20 protein-coding genes are annotated in these 24455 nt (G+C 69.1%); 2 read left to right on the top strand and 18 right to left on the bottom strand.

Going from position 1 to position 24455, the window contains the following annotated elements:
• Positions 1 to 51: 51 nt before the first annotated feature.
• The gene (locus tag QF035_RS39260; RefSeq protein WP_307523192.1) at positions 52 to 1272 is read right to left on the bottom strand and encodes an IS110 family transposase; all 1221 of its coding nucleotides are present in this window, start codon (positions 1270 to 1272) and stop codon (positions 52 to 54) included.
• A gap of 210 nt (positions 1273 to 1482) precedes the next feature.
• On the opposite strand from QF035_RS39260, the gene QF035_RS39255 reads away from it, so the two are divergent.
• Complete coding sequence (locus tag QF035_RS39255; RefSeq protein ID WP_307525875.1) at positions 1483 to 2319, top strand: pectate lyase; 837 nt, start codon at positions 1483 to 1485, stop codon at positions 2317 to 2319.
• Here QF035_RS39255 and QF035_RS39250 read toward each other — a convergent pair.
• Positions 2306 to 3193, bottom strand: coding sequence for a right-handed parallel beta-helix repeat-containing protein (locus tag QF035_RS39250; protein ID WP_307525874.1), 888 nt, complete (start codon positions 3191 to 3193; stop codon positions 2306 to 2308). The genes QF035_RS39255 and QF035_RS39250 overlap by 14 nt on opposite strands.
• 244 nt (positions 3194 to 3437) lie before the next feature.
• Here QF035_RS39250 and QF035_RS39245 point away from each other — a divergent pair, with 244 nt between their 5' ends.
• Entirely contained in the window at positions 3438 to 5672 is a 2235-nt protein-coding gene (locus tag QF035_RS39245) for a family 43 glycosylhydrolase (protein WP_307525873.1), read from the top strand.
• Between the two features lie 28 nt (positions 5673 to 5700).
• Here the strand turns inward: QF035_RS39245 and QF035_RS39240 are convergent, their stop codons facing one another.
• From QF035_RS39240 to QF035_RS39165, 16 genes are all read right to left on the bottom strand, one after another.
• Complete coding sequence (locus tag QF035_RS39240; RefSeq protein ID WP_307525872.1) at positions 5701 to 6813, bottom strand: right-handed parallel beta-helix repeat-containing protein; 1113 nt, start codon at positions 6811 to 6813, stop codon at positions 5701 to 5703.
• Between the two features lie 98 nt (positions 6814 to 6911).
• The gene (locus QF035_RS39235) at positions 6912 to 7946 is read right to left on the bottom strand and encodes a pectinesterase family protein (RefSeq protein WP_307525870.1); all 1035 of its coding nucleotides are present in this window, start codon (positions 7944 to 7946) and stop codon (positions 6912 to 6914) included.
• A gap of 1 nt (position 7947) precedes the next feature.
• Positions 7948 to 9066 carry a pectinesterase family protein gene (locus QF035_RS39230; RefSeq protein WP_307525868.1) on the bottom strand — a complete coding sequence of 373 codons (1119 nt, stop codon included), beginning with the start codon at positions 9064 to 9066 and terminating at the stop codon, positions 7948 to 7950.
• Positions 9067 to 9068: 2 nt separating this feature from the next.
• Positions 9069 to 10397, bottom strand: coding sequence for a pectate lyase family protein (locus QF035_RS39225; protein ID WP_307525866.1), 1329 nt, complete (start codon positions 10395 to 10397; stop codon positions 9069 to 9071).
• A 111-nt stretch (positions 10398 to 10508) separates the two neighbouring features.
• The gene (locus QF035_RS39220; RefSeq protein ID WP_307531756.1) at positions 10509 to 11312 is read right to left on the bottom strand and encodes a rhamnogalacturonan acetylesterase; all 804 of its coding nucleotides are present in this window, start codon (positions 11310 to 11312) and stop codon (positions 10509 to 10511) included.
• Positions 11313 to 11444: 132 nt separating this feature from the next.
• A complete protein-coding gene (locus tag QF035_RS39215) occupies positions 11445 to 12806 on the bottom strand; it encodes an ABC transporter substrate-binding protein (RefSeq protein ID WP_307525864.1) in 1362 nt (453 codons plus the stop codon).
• Positions 12807 to 12871: 65 nt separating this feature from the next.
• Positions 12872 to 14008: a pectate lyase family protein gene (locus QF035_RS39210; RefSeq protein ID WP_307525862.1), complete on the bottom strand. Its 1137-nt coding sequence runs from the start codon at positions 14006 to 14008 to the stop codon at positions 12872 to 12874.
• A 42-nt stretch (positions 14009 to 14050) separates the two neighbouring features.
• On the bottom strand, positions 14051 to 15601 hold the full coding sequence (locus QF035_RS39205) for a glycoside hydrolase family 43 protein (RefSeq protein ID WP_307525860.1): 1551 nt from the start codon (positions 15599 to 15601) through the stop codon (positions 14051 to 14053).
• Positions 15598 to 16440 carry a DUF6807 domain-containing protein gene (locus QF035_RS39200; protein ID WP_373466800.1) on the bottom strand — a complete coding sequence of 281 codons (843 nt, stop codon included), beginning with the start codon at positions 16438 to 16440 and terminating at the stop codon, positions 15598 to 15600. Before QF035_RS39200 ends, QF035_RS39205 begins: the two co-directional genes overlap by 4 nt.
• Positions 16440 to 17627, bottom strand: a complete 1188-nt coding sequence (locus QF035_RS39195) for a Gfo/Idh/MocA family protein (protein ID WP_307525859.1) — start codon at positions 17625 to 17627, stop codon at positions 16440 to 16442. The genes QF035_RS39200 and QF035_RS39195 overlap by 1 nt, the downstream gene beginning before the upstream one ends.
• A gap of 38 nt (positions 17628 to 17665) precedes the next feature.
• The gene (locus tag QF035_RS39190) at positions 17666 to 19024 is read right to left on the bottom strand and encodes a pectate lyase family protein (protein WP_307525856.1); all 1359 of its coding nucleotides are present in this window, start codon (positions 19022 to 19024) and stop codon (positions 17666 to 17668) included.
• On the bottom strand, positions 19021 to 19923 hold the full coding sequence (locus QF035_RS39185; protein ID WP_307525854.1) for a carbohydrate ABC transporter permease: 903 nt from the start codon (positions 19921 to 19923) through the stop codon (positions 19021 to 19023). The genes QF035_RS39190 and QF035_RS39185 overlap by 4 nt, the downstream gene beginning before the upstream one ends.
• A complete protein-coding gene (locus QF035_RS39180; RefSeq protein ID WP_055616478.1) occupies positions 19920 to 20855 on the bottom strand; it encodes a carbohydrate ABC transporter permease in 936 nt (311 codons plus the stop codon). Before QF035_RS39180 ends, QF035_RS39185 begins: the two co-directional genes overlap by 4 nt.
• 163 nt (positions 20856 to 21018) lie before the next feature.
• Positions 21019 to 22800 carry an L-arabinonate dehydratase gene (gene araD / locus QF035_RS39175; RefSeq protein WP_307525851.1) on the bottom strand — a complete coding sequence of 594 codons (1782 nt, stop codon included), beginning with the start codon at positions 22798 to 22800 and terminating at the stop codon, positions 21019 to 21021.
• Positions 22797 to 23714 (bottom strand): dihydrodipicolinate synthase family protein, encoded by a 918-nt coding sequence (locus QF035_RS39170; protein WP_307525849.1) that lies wholly within the window; start codon positions 23712 to 23714, stop codon positions 22797 to 22799. Before QF035_RS39170 ends, araD begins: the two co-directional genes overlap by 4 nt.
• Positions 23711 to 24367, bottom strand: a complete 657-nt coding sequence (locus QF035_RS39165) for a GntR family transcriptional regulator (protein WP_143637249.1) — start codon at positions 24365 to 24367, stop codon at positions 23711 to 23713. Before QF035_RS39165 ends, QF035_RS39170 begins: the two co-directional genes overlap by 4 nt.
• Positions 24368 to 24455: the final 88 nt, after the last annotated feature.

Here is a 24455-nt window from a genome sequence, read left to right as displayed (position 1 = left end):
GGAGACGCAAGGTCACTCTCCCCCACCTGAAGGAACTTCCCAATCGTGATGTCAAGCCGCCAGTGTGACGGGGGGTGAAGCATGGAACTGCTTTCCGTCACGGATCATCGCCCACAGGACATTGAGGCGTCGGCGTGCGAGAGCCAGCAGGGCCTGCTTGTGGCCCTTGCCCTCGCTCCGTTTCCGGTCGTAGAACGCCTTCGACACAGGGCAGCACTGAAGGCTCACCATGGCCGACAGGTACATGGTTCTCAGCAGACCGCGGTGGTAGCGCCGGGGACGGCGCAGATTGCCACTGACGCGCCCGGAGTCGCGCGGCCTGGGGGCCAGGCCGGCGAAGCCGGCCAGGCGGTCCGAGCTGCCGAAGGCGTCCATGTCGCCACCGGTGGCGGCAATGAACTCGGCCGCGAGTTTCGTGCCCATGCCGGGCAGGCTGCGGATCACTTCGGCGTGCGGATGCTCGCGAAACCGGGCCTCGATCAGGGCGTCGAGCTCGGCGATCTCCTCATCGAGGGCCATCACCCCCTTCGCGAGGCGGACCACCATGGCGGCGGCCAGCTTCTCGCCGGGCAGCGCGGTCTGTTGGGCCTGGGCGGCTTCCACGGCCGTCTTGGCCAGTGTGGCGGCGCCGCGGACTTTGCGGTTCTTCAGCCAGGTCCCGATCCGGCTCGCTCCAGCCCGGCGGATCCCGGCCGGGGTCTGGTATCCGGTCAGCAGCATCACCGGCCCCCGGTTCGTCAGTTCCAGGGCCCGCTCCAACGCGGGGAAGATCTCCAGCAGTTGGGCCCGGAGCCGGTTGATCTGCCGGGTCCGGTCGAAGACCGCGTCCAGGCGGCGGGTGGTCAGGGTGCGCAGGTCCACGGCGATCTCATCGCCGGGCCGCAGCAGGCCGAGGTCGCGGCGGACGCGGGCCTGGTCTGCGATGACGAAGGCGTCCTTCGCGTCGGTCTTTCCCTCGCCGCCCTTGTAGGTGGCCGAGGCCCGGTGGACCGCCAGGCCGGTGAGGTAAGCGACCGGCTGGCCGTGGCTGACCAGCAGGCCGATCAGCAGCGCGGCACCGCCGTGGTTGAGGTCGACGGCCCACAGCACCTCCCGGGATATCTCCAGGACATCGCTGATCAGGGCGAGGAGCTCGCTCTCGTCGTTCGCGACCCGGCGGGACAGCAGGCGCTTGCCCTCCGTATCGATGACCACGCAGTGGTGGTGCGTCTTGCCGATGTCCACTCCGGCCCAGATCTCGGGCACGTATCCCTCCGCCAGCTCGTCGTTCATCGATCCCGCAGACGACCTCGCCGACGTTGTCCTACAGCAGCGATCGGAGTCGCATCTCCCAATTGGCGGTCGAGTCGTCGCGGGGCTCCGGGTGGCCAAGTTCCTTAAGCCATCCCAGCGGCGCCGACATGACAGCCATGCCCAGAGCCCCTGGGCCCTCCGATCTTACGAATGACCAGAGCAACCACTCTTGAAAGGTAGGACCGGGACATGACGTCACGCGTGGAACCGGAACGCCGTGCGCGGCACCGTCGCAGGACCAGCCGGAGGCGTGCCGTCGTCGGCGGGCTCTCCGCGTTCGCCCTGACCGGCGCCGCCATCGTCACCAGCACGATGATGTCGTCGTCGGCGAGCGCCGCCACCACCTGGCCGACCGCCAACGGCAGCGAGGCCGTCTCCGCGACGATCCCCGTGTCGGGGGCCCGGGACGGCGGTATGAAGCGCTACTACGGCAGCGGCGATCTGGCCGGTGACGGCCAGGAGGAGGGCCAGGACCCGATCTTCCGGCTGGCCGACGGCGCGACGCTGAAGAACGTCATCATCGGCAAGCCCGGCGCCGACGGCATCCACTGCCAGGGCAGTTGCAATCTGCAGAACGTCTGGTGGGAGGACGTCGGCGAGGACGCGGCCACCTTCCGGGGCGGCAACTCGGCCACCTACACCGTGTACGGCGGCGGTGCGAAGAAGGCCGCGGACAAGGTCTTCCAGCACAACGGCGGCGGCAAGCTCGTCGTCTCCAAGTTCGCCGCCCAGGACTTCAAGACCCTGTACCGCTCCTGCGGCAACTGCTCGACGCAGTACAAGCGCACCTCGATCTTCAACACCATCGAGGTGACCGCGCCCGGTTCGCGGCTGGTCGGCATCAACACCAACTACGGCGACACCGCGGCCCTGCGAGGCATCACGATCATCGGCGACAGCGGCAAGAAGATCGTTCCGTGCCAGAAGTACATCGGCAACAACACCGGTGCCGAGCCCCCGACGAACGGCTCGGGGCCCGACGGCACGCACTGCAACTACACCGCCTCCGACCTCACCTACCAGTGACGGCGGAGAGCCCGTCTCGCGCACCGGGGACGTAGAACCCGGCGGAGCTGTTGCCGTAGGCCTCGTTGTCGTCGAGGACATGAGCGACCGAAGCACCCCCTCCGCCGAGTTCGAACCCGTGACCACCGCCCTCGAAGGCACGGTCCTTCCAGCGGTTCTTCCCGTTCCCGTACGCCGACGAGTGCTCGACGGTGACGGTGCTGGAGAACTGCCAGAGGTCCAGGCCGTCGTCGGAGTTGTCGTGGAGCCGGGCACCGATGATCCTGTTGCCCGTGCCGGAGCCGAACTTCACGCCGATGCCGTCGGCGTTCCGGCCGTGCCCCGCGGCGTCGTAGTTGCCGTAACTGCGCAGGTTCTGGACGAGGTTGTCCGTCGTACCGTCCCCGCGCAGCGTGAAGCCGGAGTCGCCGTTGTCCGCGGTGACCAGGTTCCTGAAGACGCCGCCGACGGACGAGGTGGCGACGAAGCCGAGGGCCGGCGAGTGCTGCCAGGTGATGTCCTGGACGGTCCAGTGGTCGCCGTCGATCGCGGCGAGCGGGGATCCGGCGGGCAGCTTCGCCCCGTCGATCCGTACCTTCTCGCCGTCGTGGGCCCGGAGTGTGATCCGGGCCGAACTCGTGCCGTTCGCGGCCGACTTGAGGGTCCGTGTCGGGTAGTACGTGCCGCCGCGCACCTGGATGGTGGTACCGGCCGCCGCGTTCCCGACCGCGGACTCCAGCCGCGCCGAGGTCGACACGGTCACCGTCGTGCCGGCGGCGCCGGCTCTGTCGAGCGAGAGGCCGAGGTAGACGCCTCCCGCCCCGGAGGCGACGACCACCGCCGTGGCGACGGAGAGGGTGCCGGTCCTGCGGTGCCGTCCGGTGCCGAGACGCACGGGGACGTTCCTTTCCTGGGCAGCGGGGAGAGAGGCGGGGCCGGGGCCGCTTTCTTTTCTCGGCCCCGCCTCTCATCCCTGGTCGCCGCCTGCCCTCAAAAGGTTGCCGGGCCCGCGCGAAACGAATCGAAACTTTCGCTCGCCCCGGGGCCGCTTCCACCGATTGACGGCCCCGTCCGCCACTGGTGACACTCCGAGGGCAGTCCATCCCAACAGAATCCACCAGACCCCCACAGGATGTGTCATGCGCCCCCGCACCGTGCGAACGCTCCTGATCCCCCTCCTCGCCCTCCTCCTGAGCCTGCTCGCCGCCCCACCGAGCCCGGCGGCCCAGCCCCAGGCCCCACCCGAAGCACCGTCCGGAGCACCTCACGTGACCAAACAGAAGTACGCCGGCTATCTCTTCGCCTACTTCACCGGCGAGGGCACGGCGGACGGCGAGCAGATCCGCTACGCCCTCAGCCGGGGCAACGACCCGCTGCACTGGCGGGAGTTGAACGGCGGCAAGCCGGTGCTCACGTCCACGACCGGCGAGAAGGGCCTGCGCGACCCGTTCGTGATCCGCTCCCCCAAGGGCGACAAGTTCTTCATGATCGCGACCGATCTGCGCATGTACCAGAACTCCAGCGGCAGTTGGGACGACGTCCAGCGCCACGGCAGCAAGTCGATCATGGTCTGGGAGTCCACCGACCTGGTCCACTGGACCGACCAGCGTCTGGTGAAGGTCTCCCCCGACAGCGCGGGCAACACCTGGGCGCCGGAGGCCTATTGGGACGACAGGCTCGGCGAGTTCGTCGTCTTCTGGGCGTCCAAGCTGTACGCCGACGACGACCCGGACCACACCGGCTCCACGTACAACAAGATGATGTACGCGACGACGAAGGACTTCCGCACCTTCAGTGCGCCGAAGGTCTGGGACGACCCCGGCTACTCGGTGATCGACTCAACCGTCGTGAAGAACAAGGGCACTTACTACCGCTACACGAAGGACGAGCGGGACCCCACGTCCTCCAGTCCCTGCTCGAAGTTCATCACCGCGGAGAAGTCGACCTCCCTCACGGACACCTCGTACGACTTCGTGTCGGACTGCATCGGCAGTGGCTCGATCGACCGCGGTGAGGGCCCGACGGTCTTCAAGTCCAACACCGAGGAGAAGTGGTACCTGTTCATCGACGAGTACGGCGGCCGCGGTTACGTGCCCTTCGAGACGACCGATCTCGACTCGGGCCGCTGGACGATGTCGAAGAACTACCAGCTGCCCGCGAGCCCGCGGCACGGCACGGTCATGCCGGTCACGCAGGCGGAGTACGACCGGCTGCTGGCCGCGTATCCGGCCGCCGGCACCTCGGTCGTGGACGCGACGGTGAAGGACCAGAAGGGGTACGCGATCGTCACCGAGGCGGCCTCCAAGGTCGTGCTGCCGATGAAGCCGGGCGAGAACCTCGCGCGGCTCGCGCCGAAGCTCTGGCTCGGCGAGGGCGCCACGGTGAGCCCGGCCTCCGGCACGCGCCGCGACTTCCGCAAGCCTCAGAAGTACAAGGTGACAGCGGCCGACGGCACGACCCGCACCTGGACCGTCGAGGCCGTGTCCACCCGCAGCCCGGTCCTGCCGGGGCTGTACGCGGACCCCGACATCCAGTACCTGGACGGCCGCTACTGGATCTACCCGACCACGGACGGCTTCCCCGGCTGGAGCGGCACGAAGTTCAAGGCCTTCTCCTCGAAGGATCTGGTCCACTGGAAGGACCACGGCGAGATCCTCGACCTGGGTCCTGATGTGTCGTGGGCGGACAAGAACGCCTGGGCGCCCGCGATCGCCGAGCGCGACGGCAAGTACTACTTCTACTTCTGCGCCGAACAGCAGATCGGCGTGGCGGTGGCCGACTCCCCCGCCGGCCCCTTCAAGGACGCCCTCGGCAAACCCCTGGTGGCGAAGGGCGGTTCGCTGCAGGGCCAGATGATCGACCCGGCGGTCTTCACGGACGACGACGGGACGTCGTACCTCTACTGGGGCAACGGCCACGGTTACGTCGTCCCGCTGAACGACGACATGGTGTCGTTCGACGCGTCGAAGATCCAGGACATCACCCCGGACAACTTCCGGGAGGGGTCCTTCGTGGTCGAGCGCAAGGGCACGTACTACTTCATGTGGTCCGAGGACGACACCCGCAGCGAGAACTACCACGTCGCCTACGCGACCGGTCCCACCCCGCTCGGCCCGTGGACCAAGCAGGGCACGATCCTGTCCAAGCGACCGGAGTACGGCATCCTCGCCACGGGCCACCACTCGGTGGTCAACGCGCCCGGCACGGACGACTGGTACATGGTCTACCACCGGTTCGGCCTGAACGGGCCGGGTCTGGCAGGCGGGGACGGCACGCACCGGGAGACGACCGTCGACCGCATGAGGTTCGCGGCCGACGGCACGATCAAGCCGGTGGTGCCGACCCTGGAGTCGATCAGGCCGGTACGGCACTAGCCCCGGCTCGGTCTCGGTCCATTCCGTCTCAGTCCATCGTCGCGCCGATGGTGGTGCTGCCCGTGGTCAGGAACGTGGTCACGGGCAGCGCGCCGTTCGACTGACGGGCGTTGTACGTGGTCGTCGCGCTGGTGGAGCGGAAGGCGGGCGTGGAGATGCCCGAGTCCCAGTTGTTGCCGGACGAGACGACCGACGAACCCTTGCTCACCGAGCCGCCGTTGTTGCTGACCGCCAGGTTCTTGCCGAGCCTGGCGGCACCGGTCGCGAAGTAGTAGCCCCACTTGGCGTTGGCGTAGGCGGTGGTGCGGTTGATGACGATGGCGCCCTTGTTGCTGTTCTCGGTGAAGCCGTTGCCCGCGTTGTCCCAGGCCGCCGAGTTGTTGACGACATGGGCGACGACCTCGCCGTCGCCGCCCAGCTTGTAGCCGTTGCCGTCACCCGCGAACGCCGAGTCCGACCACCGGTTCTTTCCGTTGCCCATGGCCCAGGTGTGCTCGACGGTGACCGGCGACGAGAACGACCAGAAGTCCAGACCGTCGTCCGAGTTGTTGTAGAGGCGCGCCCCGGTGACGAGGTTGCCGCTGCCCGAGCCGAACTTGATGGCGATGCCGTCCGCGTTCTCGCCGTGGGTGGCGGCGTCGTAGTGGCCGTAACTGTCGATGTTCCGGACGGTGTTGTTGGTGGTGCTGTCTCCGGTGAGCGTGAAGCCGGAGTCGCCGCCGTTGATCGTCTTGATGTTGTCCCAGACGGTCGAGGCGCAGGACTGGCAGACGACCGCGCTGTCCGGGGAGTTCTGGAAGGTGATCCCCGAGACCGTCCAGTAGTCGGCGGTCAGCTTGAAGATCCAGTCGCCGTCGGGGAGGTTCGAGCCGTCGATCTTCACGGTCTCGGAGCCGTACGGCTGGAGGTGGATCCGGCTGGAGGACGTGCCGTTGGCGGTCGACTGGAGGGTCGCCGTCGGGTAGTACGTGCCGGCGCGCACCTGGATGGTGGTGCCCGCGGTGGCGTTCTTGATGGCGTTGGACAGGTCGGTGGAGTTGCTGACGACCACGGTGGCGGCCTGGGCCTGGGTGGGAATCACGGCGAGTCCGGCACCGAGGGCGAGAACTGCGCCTAAAGACAGAGCGGTTCGACGGGACATGGGTGTGGGCCCTTTCGTCGAGCGGTGTGGGGAGATTGCAGGTCACAGGACGGAGTTCGGCCATGCGAGAACCTCGTCCCGCTGGGGCGGGGGACTGTTCAGGGACGGCACTCATAGGGCCGCCAGTCCCCGAGATACGTCTCACGGGTGTGCGACTCGGCCTCGGTGTCCGTGAGCTGCGGCCGGTTCTCCGGCACCGAAATCACCGCGCCGGGACCGGAGTTGGCATACTCCCGGAAGCGCATGGTCTGCCACGGATACGCCTCGCGCATGTTGGTGTAGGGCTCCACGGCGTCGATGCCGGGCCCCAGCCAGGTGTCCCGCACGACGAGCGAAGGCCACGCGGTCGTCTCGTACGAGGGCACCCACGGCCGGGCGATCTTGTACGCGGTGTCCTCGGCACCCGAGGTGATCCGGCACCGCACGGCGAGGAAGCCGTACTGATTCGCGCGGGCCGTGGCCGGCGCGAACACCATGCCCTCGGGCCTGAAGTTCACCTCCCGGTCGAGCGTGTGGAAGTGACACCGCTCGAATACCGCACGCGCCCGCCCGAACACGAAGTCCACGTCACCCTCGACGTAACAGTCCCGGTAGTACTGCCGGTCGAAGGCGTCGAGCGCGGTGGTGTCGGCGAACAGCGTGTCCTGGTGGCCGAGGAACCGCACGCGCTCGAAGCCCGACCGGTCGCCGGTGACGTACGCCGCCACGGCCTGTGTGCCCGTGATGTCGGGGTGGTCGGCGCGCAGCCAGTCGTTGGCCAGGGTGAGGTCCCGGACGGTCAGGCCGGGCGCCGCCGAGGTGAGGGTGGCGGAGCCCGCCGTGCCGTAGGTGCCGCCGTCTGGCCTCGGGGTGCCGTTGGCGTTGTCGAAGACGACCACGGCGGCCCGCGGATCGCGGGACGCACCGCGAAGCGTCAACTCACCCTTCTCCGCAGGGATGTTGACGACCTCGCGATACGTGCCCGGATGCACGACGATCGTCCAGCCCTCCCCCTCCACGGCGTCCACCGCGTCCTGGACGGAGCCGCCGGGGCGGACGTGCAGGACGCGGCGGCGGGCCTCCGCGAAGGCGGGGGTCGTGCCGACGGCCACCAGGCCACCGGCGATCCCGGTGAGCAGTGTGCGCCGGCGCACGTCAGCACCCCTTCCAGGGGGTCCAGTCGCCGAGGTAGACCTCCCGGGTGTGCGACCGGGCCTCGGCGGAGGTGAGCTGAGGCCGGTTCTCCGGTACGGAGACCACGGCGCCCGGTCCCGTGTTCCGGTACTCGGCGAACCTCTGGTCCTGCCACGGGAAGCCCGACGACATGTTGGTGTAGGGCTCGACCGCGTCGATCCCGGCACCGAGGCGGGTCCCGCGCACGGTGAGCATGGGCCGGGCGGTGGTGTCCGAGCTGGGCACCCACGGGCGGGCCAGCTTGTAGTAGGCGTCCGGCGCCTCGCTGGAGATCCGGCCACCGGTCACCAGGTAGCCGCGCGGGTTGGCGCCCGCGGTGGAGGGCGCGAACACGAACCCGTACGGAGCCCCGGTCAGGTCATCTCTGATCAGCGTCCGGAAGTGACAGTTCTCGTACACGGCCGTGGCCCGCCCGAACACGAAGTCCACGTCACCCTCGACGTAACAGTCCCGGTAGTACTGCCGGGCGAAGGCGCCGAGTGCCATCGAGTCGGCGTACAGGGTGTCCTGGTGGCCGAGGAACCGGCAGCGCAGGAACGCCGAACGGTCGCCCTGCACCTTGATGGCGACGGCCTGGGTGCCGCTGATACCGGGGTGGTCGGCGCGCAGCCAGTCGTTGGCGAAGGTGAGGTCCCGCGCGGTGAATCCGTCGGCCTGCACGAGGGTGGTCGCCGACCCGGTCGTGCCGTACGTGCCGCCGCCGGGCTTCGGAGTACCGGCCGCGTTGTCGTACACGACCACGATGTCCCGCGCCTCGCCCGAGGCCCCGATCCAGGTCATGTCCGTACGGGCGACGCTGACGGAGACCGTCTCCCGGTACGTACCCGGGGCGATGACGAGCGTGTACCCACTGCCACTTGCGGCGTTCACAGCCGCCTGGACGGTGGTGTGGTCGCCGAGGCCGCCGGGGTGGACGTACAGGGTGCGCTCGTTCAGCCGCGCCGACGGCGAGCCGTACCGCCCGAAGGGGGACCGCCCACGCGCGTCGGCCCGGGCCTGGGAGGAGAGCCCCAGTGCGAGGGCGGCGCCCACGCTCGCGACGACGAAGGACCGTCTGCTGACGGGTGCCGGCAAGGTCATGGTCAGCAGACCTTTCCGGCACCGGCCCGGCCGCCGACGATGCCGGGCACGGCCCGCGGCGAGTCGACCTTCGTACGCAGGGTCGGGGTCCACCCGGCCCCCGACTGGAGGGTCTCCCCCGGGATCTCCGCGTTGTGGACGGCGATGAGATCGGTCAACTTCCCGTTGACATAGTTGTTCTCGGCGGTGAGCGGGGCCTCGTTCCACTTCTTCAGGGTCTTGGCGGCGCTGACACCGGCGGGCAGCGAGAAGGCGTTGTCCGAGGCGTACAGCTGCGAGGAGGCGCCGATGCCGAAGGTGTATCCGTACGACTGTCCCTTCGCCACGACGAAGTGGTTGTTGTACGCGTCGACCTGCCCGAACCGGACGCGCGGCGCACGCTCCACGATGCCCTCGAAGCGGTTGTGGTGGAGCGTGACCTTGAGCTTGCCGGCGTCGGTCGAACCGGCGCCGTCGCTGTTGCCGATCAGCATGGTCTTGTCGTGGTCCTCGACCGAATTCCAGGACACCGTCACGTAGTTGGCGCCGCGCACGACGTCGAGCAGGCCGTCGTGCTGCTGGTAGGTCTGGCCGTAGTACGTCGGCAGTGTGCTGTCGGGGTAGCGGCCGTCGGTCAGGGTGTTGTGGTCGACCCACACATGGGTGGAGCCGTAGACGACGACCGCGTCGTACTCGGAGTTCCAGGCGCCGGTATCGGTGTCGGTCGGGTCCCACTGCGGGAAGCAGTCCAGCGGTGCCTCGATGGTGAGGTTGCGCAGGATGACGTTGTCGACGCCCTTGATCTGCAGGCTGCCGCCTCTGATCCCGGCGTTCCTGCCGACCCCGACGATGGTGGTGTTGGCGGGGACGTTCGCCTTGATCGCCTTGTCCTGGTTGGCGGCGGAGGCGGCCCGCAGTCCCTCGGGGCTGTCGGCGGGCTCTCCGGACAGGTCCTTGTCGAGCCCCCAGTTCTCCGGCGAGTACTTCTCCAGATACGCGTCGAAGTCGTACCCCGGCGCCGCGAAGGAGGCACACCCCTCGGCCACCGGATCGATGACCCCCTTGACCTTGATGACCTTCGGCGCGTCCCCACCGGCCTTCAACGCGGCCTTGAACTCGGCCCAGTTGGTGACGGTGTAGACGTGCTCGGCGGTGGCGGTCGAACCACCGGTGGTACCGGCCCCCTCGGACCCCCAGCCGTCACCGACGGCGAGGACCTCGCGCCCGAGGTCACGCCCCTGGGCGGCCGGTGCGACCTGGGCATGAGCGACGGTCCCGGTGACACCGAGAACGAGAGCGGTACATCCAGCAAGGGATGTAATGACATGGGCATGCCATACACGAGAACGCATGAGTGCGGGTTCCTTCCAAATGAGGAGCAGGGCAACTTACTCAGGGGCGCGGGGAACTGCGCGACAAGCCACAACGGACCAGCAGCCGCAAACAAACCTTCAGCGGCAGCACTAAGACTCAGGCCAACTGATCCAAGACTCAGGAATCACTTCGCCGAGCCGCCGAACATCCCGACGCACCAGAACCCGCCGACGCAGCAACTCGGCACCCACCATCCGAGCCACAGCAATGGCCCCGGGCGGATTGAAATGCGTGTTGTCCTGCTCGGTGGCAGTCCAGTTGAAGTACTTCTTGGTCTCCTCGACACCGAGCCGCTGCCAGAGGGCAATCGACAGAGCCTGAATATCGAGCAACGCCACCCCCTCCTCCGCGGAGAGGGCCCGAACAGCCGCGGGATAGTCGCCATGGGTGCCCACGGCACCCCCACCGGCATCGAACTTCCGCCGCTCCACGGACGTGGCAAGCACGGGCCGCGCCCCCCGCGCCCGCGCCCCGTCGACGTACTGACGGAGATAGTCCTGATACGTCGTCCACGGCTCGGTGTACCGCGTGGGATCGGCGACCTTGGAGTCGTTGTGCCCGAACTGGACGAGAAGGAGATCACCGGGCCGGATCGCGGCGAGAATGACGTCGAGACGCCCTTCGTCGATGAAGCTCTTCGAACTACGCCCGTTCACCGCATGGTTGGCGACGGCGAACCGCTCCCGCAGAAAGAACGGAAGGGCCATGCCCCAGCCGGTCTCGGGCGCGGCATCGGCGTATTTCTGGGCGGCGGTGGAATCACCGGCGATATAGAGGGTGCGCTCTCGGGGCCGCCCCTGCGGGGAGGCGGCGGCAGCGGGCCCCGTCGCCGCGACGGCGAGGGGAACGGCGGCAAGCGCCGCGGTGGTGACCTGTCTGCGGGTGAGTGACACGACGATGTGCCTTTCGGACATGGGAAAGCTGCGGTTGGTGCAGGCCCCTTCAGGGGCGCGGGGAACTGCGCGACCAGCCACAACGGCCCCGCAGTCCCCCACGGTCGGTCCCCCTGCAAAGTGCGGGCCCGCCTAGCCCTTCTGCTCGTTCCACTCCGTCTGGGCCTCATTGAGCTGATCGGCCAGGGTGTCCAGGAAGTCCTTGGCGCTCATGGACCCGTTCATGACCTTCTGGAACGCCGGCTCGTTGTCCGTCTTGGAAATGGTGTTCCAGTCGGGCAGGTAGTACGGCAGCTGAACGATGGTCGTGGACCCATCACTCAACGCCTCGGCGGCCAGCTTCGTCGGCTCGGCCTTCGAAACCCACGCGTCCTTCGCGGCGTCGTTGTTCGACGGCACCTGCCCCGCCGCCTCGTTGAACTTGGAGTTCTCCGCCTTCGAGGTCGCGAAGTCGATGAACTTCCAGGCGGCGTCCTTGTTCTTGGAGCTCTTGAACAGCCCAAGACCGTCCACGGGGTTGGAGACCTGGACCCGCTTGCCACCGGGTCCGACCGGCTGCGGAATACCGCGGAACTTGTCGACGCCGAGCGCCTTCACATGGTCCTGGTAGGAGCCCAGGTTGTGGTTCAGCATTCCGATCGTGCCGGAGTCCCACTGGGCGACCATCTTGGTGAAGTCGTTGTTGAGGTCGGCGGCCGGGGTGACCTTCTTGAAGAGGCCCACGTACTTCTCCAGAGCGGCCACGTTCTTCGGGTCGTTGACCGTGGTCTTCTCGTTGCCGGTGTCCCAGAAGGACGTGATGCCGGACTGGCCGTACATCGCGTCGAGGGCCTGGGCGATGGAGCCGGCGCCGCCGCGGATGGTGTAGCCGAACTCGTTCTTGCCCTTGTCGGTGAGCTTGTCGGCGGCCTCGTAGAAGTTATCCCAGGTGGTCGGCTCGTCCAGGCCCGCCTGCTTGAACAGGTCGGTGCGGTAGTAGAGGACGCCGTTGTTGGCGGAGGTCGGAATCGAGTACAGCGTGTCGTCCCGGCCGCCGGCGGCCTTCAGCGACTTGACCATGTCCTCGTTGAGCTTGCCGTTGAGGGAGGACTTGCCGAGGCGGTCGTCCAGCGGCTCCAGCGCGTTCTGGGCGGCGAACCCGGCGAGCATCGCCGCGCCGACACCACCGACGTCAGGCAGCCCGCCGCCCTGGAGGGCGGTGTCGACCTTGGACTGGTACTCGGTGGCGGCGATCCCGACGTACTCGATCTCGATGTCCGGGTTCGCCTTCTCGAAGTCGGCGATGATCTCCTTCCAGATGTCGGTGCGGACACCGCCGTTGTTGTCCCAGAAGACGACCTTGCCCTTGCCGCTGCCGTCGGCGCCCTTGTCGCCCGCCGCCCCGCTGCCGTCGTCACCGCAGGCCGTGGCGGTCAGCGCGAGTACGGCACTCACGGCGACGGCGGCGGCGGAGCGGCGCGCTCCTCTACTGCTCCTGCGCATACTGGTCTTCATGATCGGCTCTCTTCTTCTGGATCCAACGAGGGTTGTGTCGCTGTGACGTTGTGAAGCTGTGGGGGTCAATGGCGGGCGTCGGATGCCCGGTTGCCGGTCGCGGCGGGTCGGTCTGCGACGGTGTGGGCACCGAGGCCCTTCTGCGGACCGGAGAACCTGGACACGAGCGCGGGGACGGCCGCCGCCGGGTCGAGCCGGTAGTCGTAGAAGTCCCGCGGGTCGAAGGCCGTGCCCCACGCCTCCTGGCGCCCGCCGGTGTTCTTCAGGATCGACCCGCGCTGCACCAACTCGGCGGTGGCGTCGGCCTGGTAGGGGTGCTGGACGTCCCTGTAGTAGCTGTTCTCGATGACCATCTTGGTCCGGCCCCGCGACCAGTTGCCGTACGTCCATACGGGGTCGCCGGGGTCCGCCTGGGCGGTCATGTAGTTGTTGTAGAGGTGTGCGTAGGCGCAGTTGTCGGCCGACGGATTGCGCTGCTTGGTGCCGCGGAACCAGTTGTGGTCGATGGTGATCTGCGTCTTCACGTTCGGCGTCCAGCCGATGCCGAAGGTCTTGTTGTTGTTCTCGAAGCGGTTGTAGGAGACGGTGACGTACTCGCTGTCCTTGCGGATGTCGAGCTGCCCGTCGCAGATCCGCGAGAAGCGGTTGTGGTCGACCCAGACGTGGTGGACGGTGTCCATCTGGATGCCGTCGAAGTCGGTGTCCTTGCAGTCCCAGTTGCCCTCGACGTACGAGTCGCGGATCGTCAGGTTGCGGATGATCACGTTGTGGGTGCCGGGCGTGAGGTGCAGCTCGCCCTGGACGAGTTCCCCGGCCGTGCCGACGCCGATGATGGTCTTGTCCGAGGCCACGACGACGTTCGCGCCGAACGGCTCGGCCTTGATCGTCCCGGCGACCCGGATGACGTACGGCCCCTCGGCTGCCGCGTAGCGCTCCAGGTCGGCCTGGGTGGTCACGGTGACGACCTCGCCGCCGGCGCCTCCCGTCGTACCGCCCTCCAGGGACGCGAAACCGTGGGCCTCGGCGGTCCGGCCGGCACTCTCGGACGCCGCCTCGGCCGGGGCGATGACCCCGAGCCCCAGTGAGGCCACCAGGGCGGTGACCGTGACCAGGGTCCGGCCGGGGCCAGGGCCGGGCCCGGCACCGAGCCCCGGCCCGGAACCCGGTCCGGGCAAGCGCTTGCTGCTACGGAAGTGCGTCATTGCGGCTCCCAACAGGCGTACAACGGTGATGACTTGAAGCGATCAGACAGGTGGCGCGGTGATGCGGAACTGCGTGAACGTGGCCGCCCCGGCGTGTCCCCCGCCGTTCGGCGCGAGTGCGACAAGGCCGAGCAGGGCGCCGACCCAGCGCCAGGGGGTGGCGGCGAAGATCTGGCCGGAGGGCTCCCAGCCGGTCCCGAGGTCGTGGGAGAAGCGGCAGCGCGCCCCTGCGCCGGCCTCGATCCGCAGCCGCACCCGTCCCTCGGGCGCGAGCCGCGGATGCGCGGCGTCCCGCTCGCGCTCGGCGACCGACTCGGCGAACCGGTGCACGAGGTGGACCGTCCCGTCGGCCCCCCGTTCGAGCCCGATCCAGCTGAACGCGTCGCCCAGGACGGCGAGTCCGGCCCGCGCGCCCGGCTCCTCGGCGTCGAGCCTCAGCCCGACCTCGACGGTGCACGGGGTCCCGGGCAGCCGCTGGGTGAGCACGTTCGGTAACTTGCGCAGATCCTGCGCGTCGACCGTCCGTACGCAGGCCAGCCGCAACCCGTCGCCCGAGTGCTGGGTCGCCCAGCCGTCCTGCGGGTTGGCGGTCCACTGCCACTGCCGTCCGAACCTCCCGCCGGGGAAGTCGTCGTCGGTGGCGGGCGCCGACAGCGGCTGCCGCGGCAGGTCGGGCTTGCGGTGTACGGCGACGGGGGCGCCCTCGTCCCCGAGGACCGGCCAGCCGTCCGTGCCCCAGCGCATGGGCTGGAGGTGGACGACCCTCCCGTACGCGCCCTTCTCCTGGAAGTGCGCGAACCAGTGCTCGCCGGACGGGGTGCGCACCCAGCCGCCCTGGTGGGGGCCGTTGACGTCGGTGTCGCCCTGCTCCAGGACGACCCTCTCCTCATACGGTCCGAAGAAGTCGCGGGAGCGCAACGCGCCCTGCCAGCCGGTCTCGACGCCGCCGGCCGGGGCGAAGATCCAGAACCAGCCGTCGTGCCGGTACAGCTTCGGCCCTTCGAGCGTGAACCAGCCGGGTATGCGGTCGCCGTCGACGATCACCTTGCCGTCGTCGAGCAGCCCGGTCGCGTCGGGCCGCATCCGATGGCCGGTGAGCCGGTTCTTGACGCCGGAGCGGGACTTGGCCCAGGCGTGCACGAGGTATGCCTCGCCGGTCTCCTCGTCCCACAGCGGGCAGGCGTCGATGAGTCCCTTGCCCGCCTTGACGAGGTGGGGGCGGGTCCAAGGGCCGCGTATCTCGGGGGCGTTGACCTGGTAGATACCATGGTCCGGGTCGCCCCAGAAGATCCAGAAGCGGTCCTCGTGGTGGCGCAACGACGGTGCCCAGACACCGCGGTCATGGCGTGGCTTCCTGAACTCCCTTGCTGGTTCGAGGAGTTGTAAGGCGTGGCCGACGAGCGTCCAGTTGACGAGGTCTCGGGAGTGCAGGAGCGGCAGGCCCGGGACGCGGCCGAAGCTGGAGGCGGTCAGGTAGTAGTCGTCACCGACGCGGATGAGGTCGGGGTCGGACCAGTCGGCGTTCAGAACCGGGTTGCGGTACGTGCCGTCGCCGAGGTCGGCGGTGAAGGCGGGTGCGCTCTGGCCGCTCATGGACTCACCGCCTTGCGGACGAGGGCCGCGGCCTCGCCCCGGTCGAGGCGGCCGTCGGCGACGACGGTGACGACCCGGCGTACGACGGTCTCCCCGGCCGGGACCGGCAGCCGTTCCTCGTGGGCGAGGGACGAGCCGACGCCCGGGTACTCGGCGGTGCGCACGAACCACGGGTCGCGGCGGGTCCGCTCGGTGGCCCCGGCGAACACCAGCGTCCAGTTGGTGCCCACGAGCGCCAGCCAGTCGGCGCGTGCTCCGTGCACGGTCTCCTCGCCCTCGGTGCCGGCGGTGAACACCGCGGGCGCGGCGGCCTCCTTGCGGGCCCGCCAGAAGAAGCCGCCGTAGGCCGCGCCGGTCCTGCCGTTGGTCGCCGGGCTGCCGATCGACAGGGGCTCGGCTGTCGTGTTGGTGAGCGAGAACGTGAAGTCCAACGCCCAGGCGGTGTCGGTGAGTTCGGTCGCAGCGGCCGTACGCCGCTCGCGCAGCAGCTCACCGCCCGCCGCGACCCAGCGCAGCTCCTCCACGAAGCCGTCCGGGTCGCGGAGCTGGAACGTGGAGTGCCGCTGGGCCCCGTGGTTGTCCAGCTCGGTCGGCCCCTGGTCGCGTACGTACGTGCGACCGCCCCAGAAGTTGAACCCCTCGACGTCGGGAACGGCGACACCGACGCCGAGGTGGTGGATGTGGTCGGCGGGGCCGATCTCGGTGACAGCCGTGCCGGCCAGGGTGGTGACGGGGTGGAAGTACGGACGCGGCGACAGCTTCGGCGGCAGCTCGGGCCGGGCGATGTAACGGCCGACCGGGTGGCCCGCGACGCGCAGGACCAGCGACTCGTTGTTCATCAGGTACTCACCTCTTTCGGGAGCGCCCAGGAGGCGCCCAGCTCGGAGTAGAGGGCGAGGGTGTCGGCGGCGGCCGTGACGAGTCCGTCGACTCCGTACACGATCCGGCGGCTCTCGTCGGCCTTCAGGTACCAGGCGTCGGCGGGCAGCGCGACGGGGTCCGGTGCCTGTCGAATCGCTTCAACGACCTTCATGAAGGCGCCCGTCGAGTCCGGCGCGACCAGCAGGTCGGCCCGGCCTTCGAGGTGCTCGACGAGGTTCTCCAGCAGGTCTGTCCTGCCGTACGTGATCTCCTGCGGGCCGTGCCCCGACCGCTGGACGAGGACGCGGTCCTGCTTGTACCAGAAGGTGATCCGGCCGCTGGTGCCGTGTACGAGGACGTACGGCTCGTCGGGGTGCTCGGCGCACAGGGTCGCGGCGACGGTGATCCGGTGGCCGGCCGCGGTGGTGACGCGGACGCAGGAGGTGTCGTCGGACTCGATGTCGTTGGCGCGCAGCAGCTCGGTCTCGATGCCGGTGACGTCCTCGGCGCGGGTGGCGCCGTCGAGCGCGAGGGCGGTGGCGACGGCGTGCGCGAGGGGGTTGGTCAGCACCCCGTCGACAACGTCGGCCCCGTTCATCCGGCGCCGCCCGGCCCAGGGTGCGCGGCGGTAGTACTCCTCGGCGCGCGCCCAGGCCCCGGCCCCGCCGATGCCGTCCACCCGGCCGATCGCGCCCTGCGCGACCAGCTCCCGGATCGCATGCACGGCCTGCGAGCCCAGCGACTGGAAGCCGATCTGGCAGACCACTCCGGCCGCGGCCACCCCGTCGGCCATCCGGCGGAACTCGGCGTACGAGGGGGCCGGCGGCTTCTCCAGCAGGATGTGTACGCCCCTGGCGGCGGCCGTCAGCGCGAGGTCGGTATGGGTGGGGATCGGCGTGCAGATCACGGCGATCGCGGCGCCCGTGGAGTCCAGCAGGGCGCCGAAGTCGGCGGATTGTTCAGGGAGTTCGCCGGGGGCGGTGAAGACGCCCAGCTCGGCCTCGGTGAGCGGGGTCAGCTCGCAGATCCCGGCGAGGCGCACCAGGCCCTTGTCCTGGAGGCGGCGGATGTTCGCGAGGTGCCAGTGGCCGTGACCGCGGGCGCCCGCGAGGACGACGGGGAGGGGGGACTCGTGCGAGGGCAGGGACCCTGAGGAAGAGTTCATGGTCCCTATCGAAGCGGTTCCGGGACCGGTGACGGTGCTCATCGGATCCTCCCCGCTCCCGCGCCGCGCTCGACGTCGCGGTCGGACTTCGCGGCGCTGTCGACCGTGCCGTGCAGGGCGGGCGTCCAGCCGACGTCGGCGGTCAGGTCGCGTTCGCTGCCGGAGTTGTAGGCGTTGTAGATGGCGAGCAGGTCGACGGGGAAGCCTCCCCCAGACTCCGTCCGGGGGGACCCCCAGAGCGTGCCGGTCTGGTGCAGGGCCGTGCCGTTCCAGCTCTTCACCAGGTCGGCGGCCTCGATGTGGCCCGGCGTTGTGAACGCGTTGTTCTCGGCGTAGACCGCCGACTCGGTGGAGATGCCGAGCGAGTAACGGTAGTCGTGGGCGTCGGCCGGGACGACGTACCGGTTGTTGTAGAGGTGCACCTGCCCGAAGCGGACGCGCGGGGCGCGCTGGACGACGGACTCGAACTCGTTGTGGTGCAGGGTGACACGCAACTTGCCCCGGTCGCCGGTGGCCGTGTCACCGTTGCCGATCAGCATCGCCTTGTCGTGGTCGGCGAACCTGCTCCAGGAGACGGTCACCAGGTCGGAGGCGTTGGTGATGTCCAACAGGCCGTCGTGGCGCAGGTAGTTGCGGCCGAAGTAGGTCGGCTCGTCCTCGTCGGGGTGACCCTTGTCGGACGCCGTGACGTGGTCGATCCACACATGGGTGGCGCCGCGCAGCCACAGCGTGTCGTACGCGGTCTTCCAGTCGCCGAGGCCGCCGGTGTTGGGCTGCCAGACGGGGAAGCAGTCGTAGGCGTCCCGGAGTTCGAGGTTGCGGACGATGACGTTGTCCGCGTCGCGGACCTGGAGGCTCGCGCCCTTGAGTACGGCGCTGTCGCCGAGCCCGACGATGGTGGTGTTGGAGCCGACGGCGAGTTCCACCCGGGAGGCCTGGGCCGCCGCCGAGGCCTGGCGGGCCTCCTCCTGCGGACCGGACGGCTTGGCCGCGCCCCAGGTGCGCGGGTCGTACGCGGCCAGGTACTTCCTCAGGCTGTAGCCGTCGGTCGCGTAGTCGTCGCAGTCCAGCCGCTTCCCGGAGTCGTCGGTGTTGGCGTCTATCGTCCCCGCGACCTTGATGATCTTCGGGGTCGCGCTGCCGCCGTCGAGGGCGCGGACCAGCTCGGCCCGGTTCCGTACGGTGAAGACGTGGGCGTCGTCCGCGGAGGAACCCCCGGTGGTACCTCCGTCGGCGGCGGCCCAGCCGTCGTTCGCGGGCAGGGTGTCGCGGCTGATGTCACGGGTCTCGGCGTTCGCCGGCCCGCCAAGGGCGGCCAACAGCCCGCAGGCGAGGGCGACTTGGAGGACACGGCGCCCTCTTGTCGTGCGCGGCAGGAAGGTGCGTACAGATCTCATCCCTTCACCGCCCCGGCGCTGAAGCCCGTGATCAGCCACTTCTGGATGAAGGCGAAGACGATCACGACGGGCACGGCCGCGATGATGCCGCCGGCCGCGAGCGCGCCGAGGTCGACGCTGTCGGCGCTCATCAGGCTGTTGAGGCCGACGGGGATCGTCTGCTTGTCCTGGTTGCTGAGGAACATCAGGGCGAACAGGAAGTGGTTCCAGGAGTGCACGAAGGCGAAGGAGCCCACCGCGATCAGCCCGGGACGCAGCAGCGGCAGGACGACGACCCGGAAGCCCGTGAAGCGGTTGCAGCCGTCGACCCAGGCGGCCTCTTCCAGCGAGTACGGCACGTTCCGGATGAAGCCGCTGATCAGGATCATCGACAGCGGCAACTGGAAGACGGTCTCGGCGATGATGACGCTGCCCAGCGAGTTGATCATCTGGAGCTCGGCGAAGATCTGGAACAGCGGCACCAGGAGCAGCGCGCCCGGCACGAACTGGGAGCAGAGCAGCGCCAGCATGAAGGCGCGCTTGATCTTGAAGTCGAAGCGGGCGAGGGCGTAGCCGCCGGCCAGTGCGACGAGCGTGGTCATGAAGAGCGTGGCGACGCCGACGTAGACGCTGTTCTCGAAGTACGTGCCGAAGCTGCGCTCGTTCCACACCTTCTCGAAGTGCTCGAAGGTCATGGGCCAGGGCACGAGCGAGGTCGAGCCGGGCTTGCGCAGGGCGAAGAGCAGGATCCAGTAGAAGGGGATGAGCGTGAAGAGCAGGTAGATGCCGAGCGGGACGTAGATCTGCCAGCGCGGGGCCTCGTCCCAGGCGCGCCTGCGCTTCCCCGGGCGCTGCGGCGGCTCGTCGGCCACCGGTGCGGGCGCGGCCGGGGCGACGGTGTCGATGTCCTTGGTGATCACTTGTCCCCGCCTCCGAACTTGCTCAGCCGCAGATAGACCATCGAGAAGAAGAGAAGGATCACGAACGCGACGGTGGTCAGGGCCGAGGCGTAGCCGAAGTTGTGTGCGTCGACGCTGGTGTTGGCGATGTAGAGCGGGAGTGTCGTCGTCTCCCCCGCGGGTCCGCCGCCGGTGAGGGTGTAGAGCAGGTCGACGTTGTTGAACTCCCAGACCGCGCGCAGCAGCGTGGAGAGGATGATGGCGTCCTTGAGGTGCGGCAGCGTGATGTGCACGAACTGCCGGAAGCGGCTGGCTCCGTCGACCTCGGCGGCCTCGTACAGGTCCTTCGAGACGGACTGGAGGTCGGCGAGGATGAGGATCGCGAAGAAGGGAACGCCTCGCCAGAGGTCGGCGACCACCGCCGCCGGGAAGACCGTCGAGGTGTCGGAGAGCCAGCTCGTGCCGTAGTCCCCGATGCCCATGTCGGCGAGGTAACGGGTGATGCCTGTCTGGGAGTTGTAGAGGAGCACCCAGATCGCGGAGGTGAGCACACCGGACACGGCCCAGGGCGAGAAGACCAGGGCGCGGCCCAGCGAGCGGCCCACGAAGGTCTGGTTGACGATCAGCGCGAGCGCGAGACCGAACAGCAGCTGCAGCCCGACCTCGACGACGACCCACTTGGCGCTGAAGACCAGCGTGTCCCAGAACTGCGGGTCCTCGGTGAAGGCGTGCACGAAGTTGTCGAAGCCCGCGAAGCCGTTGCGCCACGGCTTGGTGGGGTTGTAGTTCTGCAGGCTGTAGTAGAAGACGCTGAGCACCGGGTAGGCGATGAAGCCCAGCATCAGCAGTCCCGCCGGGGCGATCAGCAGATACGGGAGCCTGCGGGGCGTCGCTGAGCCACGGCGCCGCCGGGGTGGCGCGGGCTTTTTCGCCACGGCTGCGGCTTGGGCCATGACTGTTCTCCGTTCTCGGGGGTGTGCGGGTGGTGCTGTGCGCTCGTTCTGTTCGTTACTTCGCTTCTGTGGAAGCGCTTGCTATCCGGGCAGTGCTCGGTGAAGCGCTTCGCATGCGCTGTTCGACATCTCGGACAGAAGAGAGCGCCGGTGGGCCGGTCCCTCAGCCCGCGTACGGGTCCTGCACCTTGCCCGGCCGTGCGAGGAACTCGAAGTCGCAGCCGGTGTCGGCCTGGGTGATCTGTTCGTTGTAGAGCGCGCCGTAGCCGCGCTCGTAGCGCTCGGGCGGCGCGGTCCACTCCGCCCGGCGCCGCGCCAACTCCTCGTCGTCCACGTTGAGTTGGAGCGCGCGCGACTCGACGTCGAGCGTGATGGTGTCGCCGGTGCGGACCAGGGCGAGCGGCCCGCCGATGTACGACTCGGGCGCCACGTGCAGCACACAGGCGCCGTAACTCGTGCCGCTCATCCGGGCGTCGGAGATCCGCAGCATGTCCCGTACACCCTGCTTAAGCAGGTGGTCGGGGATCGGCAGCATCCCGTACTCGGGCATGCCCGGGCCGCCCTTGGGTCCGGAGTTGCGCAGCACCAGCACGGTGTCGGCCGTGATGCCCAACTCCGGGTCGTTGATGGTGCGTTGCATGGTCCGGTAGTCGTCGAATACGACCGCGGGACCGGTGTGCTTGAGCAGATGGGGCTCAGCGGCGATGTGCTTGATGACGGCGCCGTCGGGGCAGAGATTGCCGCGCAGGACGGCGACGCCTCCCTCGGCGGCGACGGGGTTCTGACGGGTGCGGATGACGTCGTCGTTGTGCACCTGCGCGGAGGCGAGCTGCTCGCGCAGGCTGTCGTACGAGACGGTCGGCCGGTCGAGATGCAGCAGGTCGGTGATCCGCGACAGGAACCCGGGCAGTCCGCCGGCGAAGTGGAAGTCCTCCATCAGGTACGTCCGGCCGCCGGGCCGTACGTTCGCCAGGACCGGCACCGTACGGGCGATCCGGTCGAAGTCGTCGAGGGTGAGCCGGACTCCGGCGCGCCCGGCCATCGCGATGAGGTGGATCACGGCGTTGGTGGAGCCGCCGAGTCCGAGGACCGTCGTCACCGCGTCCTCGAAGGCGTCCGCCGTGAGGATGTCGGACAACTTCCGGTCCTGGCGGACGAGTTCGACGATCCGCAGACCCGAGGCGGCGGCCATCCGGTCGTGCCCCGAGTCGACGGCGGGGATGCTGGAGGCACCCGGGACCGTGACCCCGAGGGCCTCGGCTGCCGCGGTCAGCGTCGACGCCGTGCCCATGGTCATGCAGTGACCGGGCGAGCGCGCGAGGCCGCTCTCCAGCTCGGTCATCTCGCAGTCGCCGATGAGCCCGGCGCGCTTGTCGTCCCAGTACTTCCACATGTCGGTGCCGGAACCGAGGACCTCGTTGCGCCAGTGGCCCGGCAGCATGGGCCCGGCGGGCACGAAGACGGCCGGCAGGTCGACGGACGCGGCGCCCATGAGCAGCGCGGGTGTCGACTTGTCGCAGCCGCCCATGAGGACGGCCCCGTCCACCGGGTACGACCGCAGCAGTTCCTCGGTCTCCATCGCGAGCATGTTGCGGTAGAGCATCGGGGTCGGCTTCTGGAAGGTCTCGCTCAGCGTCGACACCGGGAATTCGAGCGGGAAGCCGCCGGCCTGCCACACGCCCCGCTTGACCGCCTGGGCGCGGTCGCGGAGGTGGACGTGGCAGGGGTTGATGTCGGACCAGGTGTTGAGGATCGCGATGACCGGCTTGCCGAGGTGCTCCTCGGGGAGGTAGCCGAGCTGGCGGGTGCGGGCGCGGTGGCTGAAGGAGCGCAGACCCTCGGTGCCGTACCACTGATGGCTGCGCAACTGCCTCGGGGCGTCCGGGACTTGGCCCTCGTCCGGGGTGCCGCCGGCGCCCGGTGTCGTCGGTTTGGCGTCGGTCATATGGACCACCCCGCGGCGATGGCGGCGACCTCGGCCCGTTCGGACTCGGGGAGCTGCTTGCTCGGCGGGCGGACCTCGCGGCGGCACAGGCCGAGCGAGGCCAGGGCCTCCTTCACGACCGTCACGTTGTTGGCGGAGTTGTTGGCCGCGCGCAGCTCCTCGAAGCGGCGGATCTGCTCCCAGACCTTCATGGCACCCGCGTAGTCACCGGATCGAAGCGCTTCGATCATGTTCAGCGAAACGGCCGGGGCGACGTTCACGAGTCCGGACGTGAAGCCCGTCGCGCCCGCCGAGAAGTACGAGGGCGCGTACGGTTCCGCGAGCCCGGCCACCCACACGAAGCGTTCGAGTCCGGCGTCCCGCGCGAACGCGGCGAAGCGGGCCGCGTCCGGCACGGCGTACTTCACGCCGATGACGTTCGGGCAGGTGTCGGCGAGTTCGGCGAGCCGGGCGCCGGCGAGCACCGGGTTGCGGATGTACGGGACGACGCCCAGCTCGGGGACCGCTTCTGCGATCGCCCGGTGGTAGTCGACCCAGCCACCCTCCGAGACGTACGGGTGGACGGGCTGATGGACCATCACCATCTGTGCCCCGAGCTCACGGGCGTGCCGGGCGGAGGCGACGGCGGTCGGCACATCGTGCCCGACACCGACCAGGATCGTCGCCCGGCCCCCCGCCTCCTCGATGGTCAACTCCGTTACCGTGCGCCGCTCTTCGGGGCTCAGGGCATAGAACTCACCGGTGTTGCCGTTGGGCGTGAGGATGCGTACGCCGCCGTCGAGCACCCGGCGCAGCAGGACGCGGTGGACCTCCTGGTCGATGGAACCGTCCTCGGCGAACGGGGTCACGGGGATCGCCACCACGTCGGCGAGAGCGGCCCGCCCGGCCTCGAACGCGGTCGTGGTCGCGGTCATTCCTGCTCACCCTTTCCCTGGGCCTCGGGGAAGGCCCGTTGCACGAACGAGGCGATGTGCGAGTGCAGGGCGCGCGCCGCGCCGTCCGAGTCGCCGTCGAGGGCGAGCCGCAGGATCTCCCGGTGCTCGGTTGCCTCCCGCTCCCAGGACGGGTTGGCGGCCCACGCGACCGCGGAGACCAGGGCGGCCTGGTCACGGACCTCGTCGAGCATCCGGCCGAGCAGCGGGTTGCCGCAGCGGACGTAGAGGGAGCGGTGGAACTCGCGGTTGGCGAGGGAGCGTTGGGCGGTGTCGGTGGCGGCGTCGGCGCGTTCGAGCGCCTCGCGCGCCGTGTCGAGGGAGGAGCCGCGCTGGACGGAACGCCGCAGCGCCTCCGGCTCCAGGAGCAGCCGCACGTCGTACACCTCGCGCGCCATGTCCGCGTCCACCATGCGCACCGTGACGCCCTTGTACTGGTTCATCACGACGAGCCCGGTGCCGGCCAGGGTCTTGAGCGCCTCGCGCACCGGGGTCTTGGACACCCCGAACTGTGCGGCGAGCTCGGTCTCGACCAGAGCCTGTCCCGGGGTCAACTGCCCGGTGAGGATGCGGTGTTTGATCCCTTCCAGCACGAACTGCGTGCGGGAGGGGATCGGCGTGGGCACAGAGGTCATGCGCGCCTCTCGGGGTAACGGAGTCCCCAGGACATCGGGGGCTCGCGTATCTGATCTCACGTATCGCGTCTCATATATGACGTACGAA

It is taken from the genome of Streptomyces umbrinus (genome assembly GCF_030817415.1).
Lineage (GTDB): Bacteria > Actinomycetota > Actinomycetes > Streptomycetales > Streptomycetaceae > Streptomyces > Streptomyces umbrinus_A.
The sequence above is the reverse complement of the archived record's forward strand: the minus strand, read 5'-3'. Positions and strand labels throughout refer to the sequence as shown.

Bases quoted from the DNA above. Each gene is read 5' to 3' on its own strand.
- QF035_RS39180 (WP_055616478.1), bottom strand. From the start codon at position 20,855: ATGGCCCAAGCCGCAGCCGTGGCGAAAAAGCCCGCGCCACCCCGGCGG.
- QF035_RS39240 (WP_307525872.1), bottom strand. From the start codon at position 6,813: ATGTCCCGTCGAACCGCTCTGTCTTTAGGCGCAGTTCTCGCCCTCGGT.
- QF035_RS39170 (WP_307525849.1), bottom strand. From the start codon at position 23,714: ATGACCGCGACCACGACCGCGTTCGAGGCCGGGCGGGCCGCTCTCGCC.
- QF035_RS39205 (WP_307525860.1), bottom strand. From the start codon at position 15,601: ATGAGCGGCCAGAGCGCACCCGCCTTCACCGCCGACCTCGGCGACGGC.
- QF035_RS39195 (WP_307525859.1), bottom strand. From the start codon at position 17,627: ATGAACTCTTCCTCAGGGTCCCTGCCCTCGCACGAGTCCCCCCTCCCC.
- QF035_RS39165 (WP_143637249.1), bottom strand. From the start codon at position 24,367: ATGACCTCTGTGCCCACGCCGATCCCCTCCCGCACGCAGTTCGTGCTG.
- araD (WP_307525851.1), bottom strand. From the start codon at position 22,800: ATGACCGACGCCAAACCGACGACACCGGGCGCCGGCGGCACCCCGGAC.
- QF035_RS39255 (WP_307525875.1), top strand. From the start codon at position 1,483: ATGACGTCACGCGTGGAACCGGAACGCCGTGCGCGGCACCGTCGCAGG.
- QF035_RS39225 (WP_307525866.1), bottom strand. From the start codon at position 10,397: ATGCGTTCTCGTGTATGGCATGCCCATGTCATTACATCCCTTGCTGGA.
- QF035_RS39190 (WP_307525856.1), bottom strand. From the start codon at position 19,024: ATGAGATCTGTACGCACCTTCCTGCCGCGCACGACAAGAGGGCGCCGT.
- QF035_RS39245 (WP_307525873.1), top strand. From the start codon at position 3,438: ATGCGCCCCCGCACCGTGCGAACGCTCCTGATCCCCCTCCTCGCCCTC.
- QF035_RS39215 (WP_307525864.1), bottom strand. From the start codon at position 12,806: ATGAAGACCAGTATGCGCAGGAGCAGTAGAGGAGCGCGCCGCTCCGCC.
- QF035_RS39200 (WP_373466800.1), bottom strand. From the start codon at position 16,440: ATGAACAACGAGTCGCTGGTCCTGCGCGTCGCGGGCCACCCGGTCGGC.
- QF035_RS39210 (WP_307525862.1), bottom strand. From the start codon at position 14,008: ATGACGCACTTCCGTAGCAGCAAGCGCTTGCCCGGACCGGGTTCCGGG.
- QF035_RS39260 (WP_307523192.1), bottom strand. From the start codon at position 1,272: ATGAACGACGAGCTGGCGGAGGGATACGTGCCCGAGATCTGGGCCGGA.
- QF035_RS39230 (WP_307525868.1), bottom strand. From the start codon at position 9,066: ATGACCTTGCCGGCACCCGTCAGCAGACGGTCCTTCGTCGTCGCGAGC.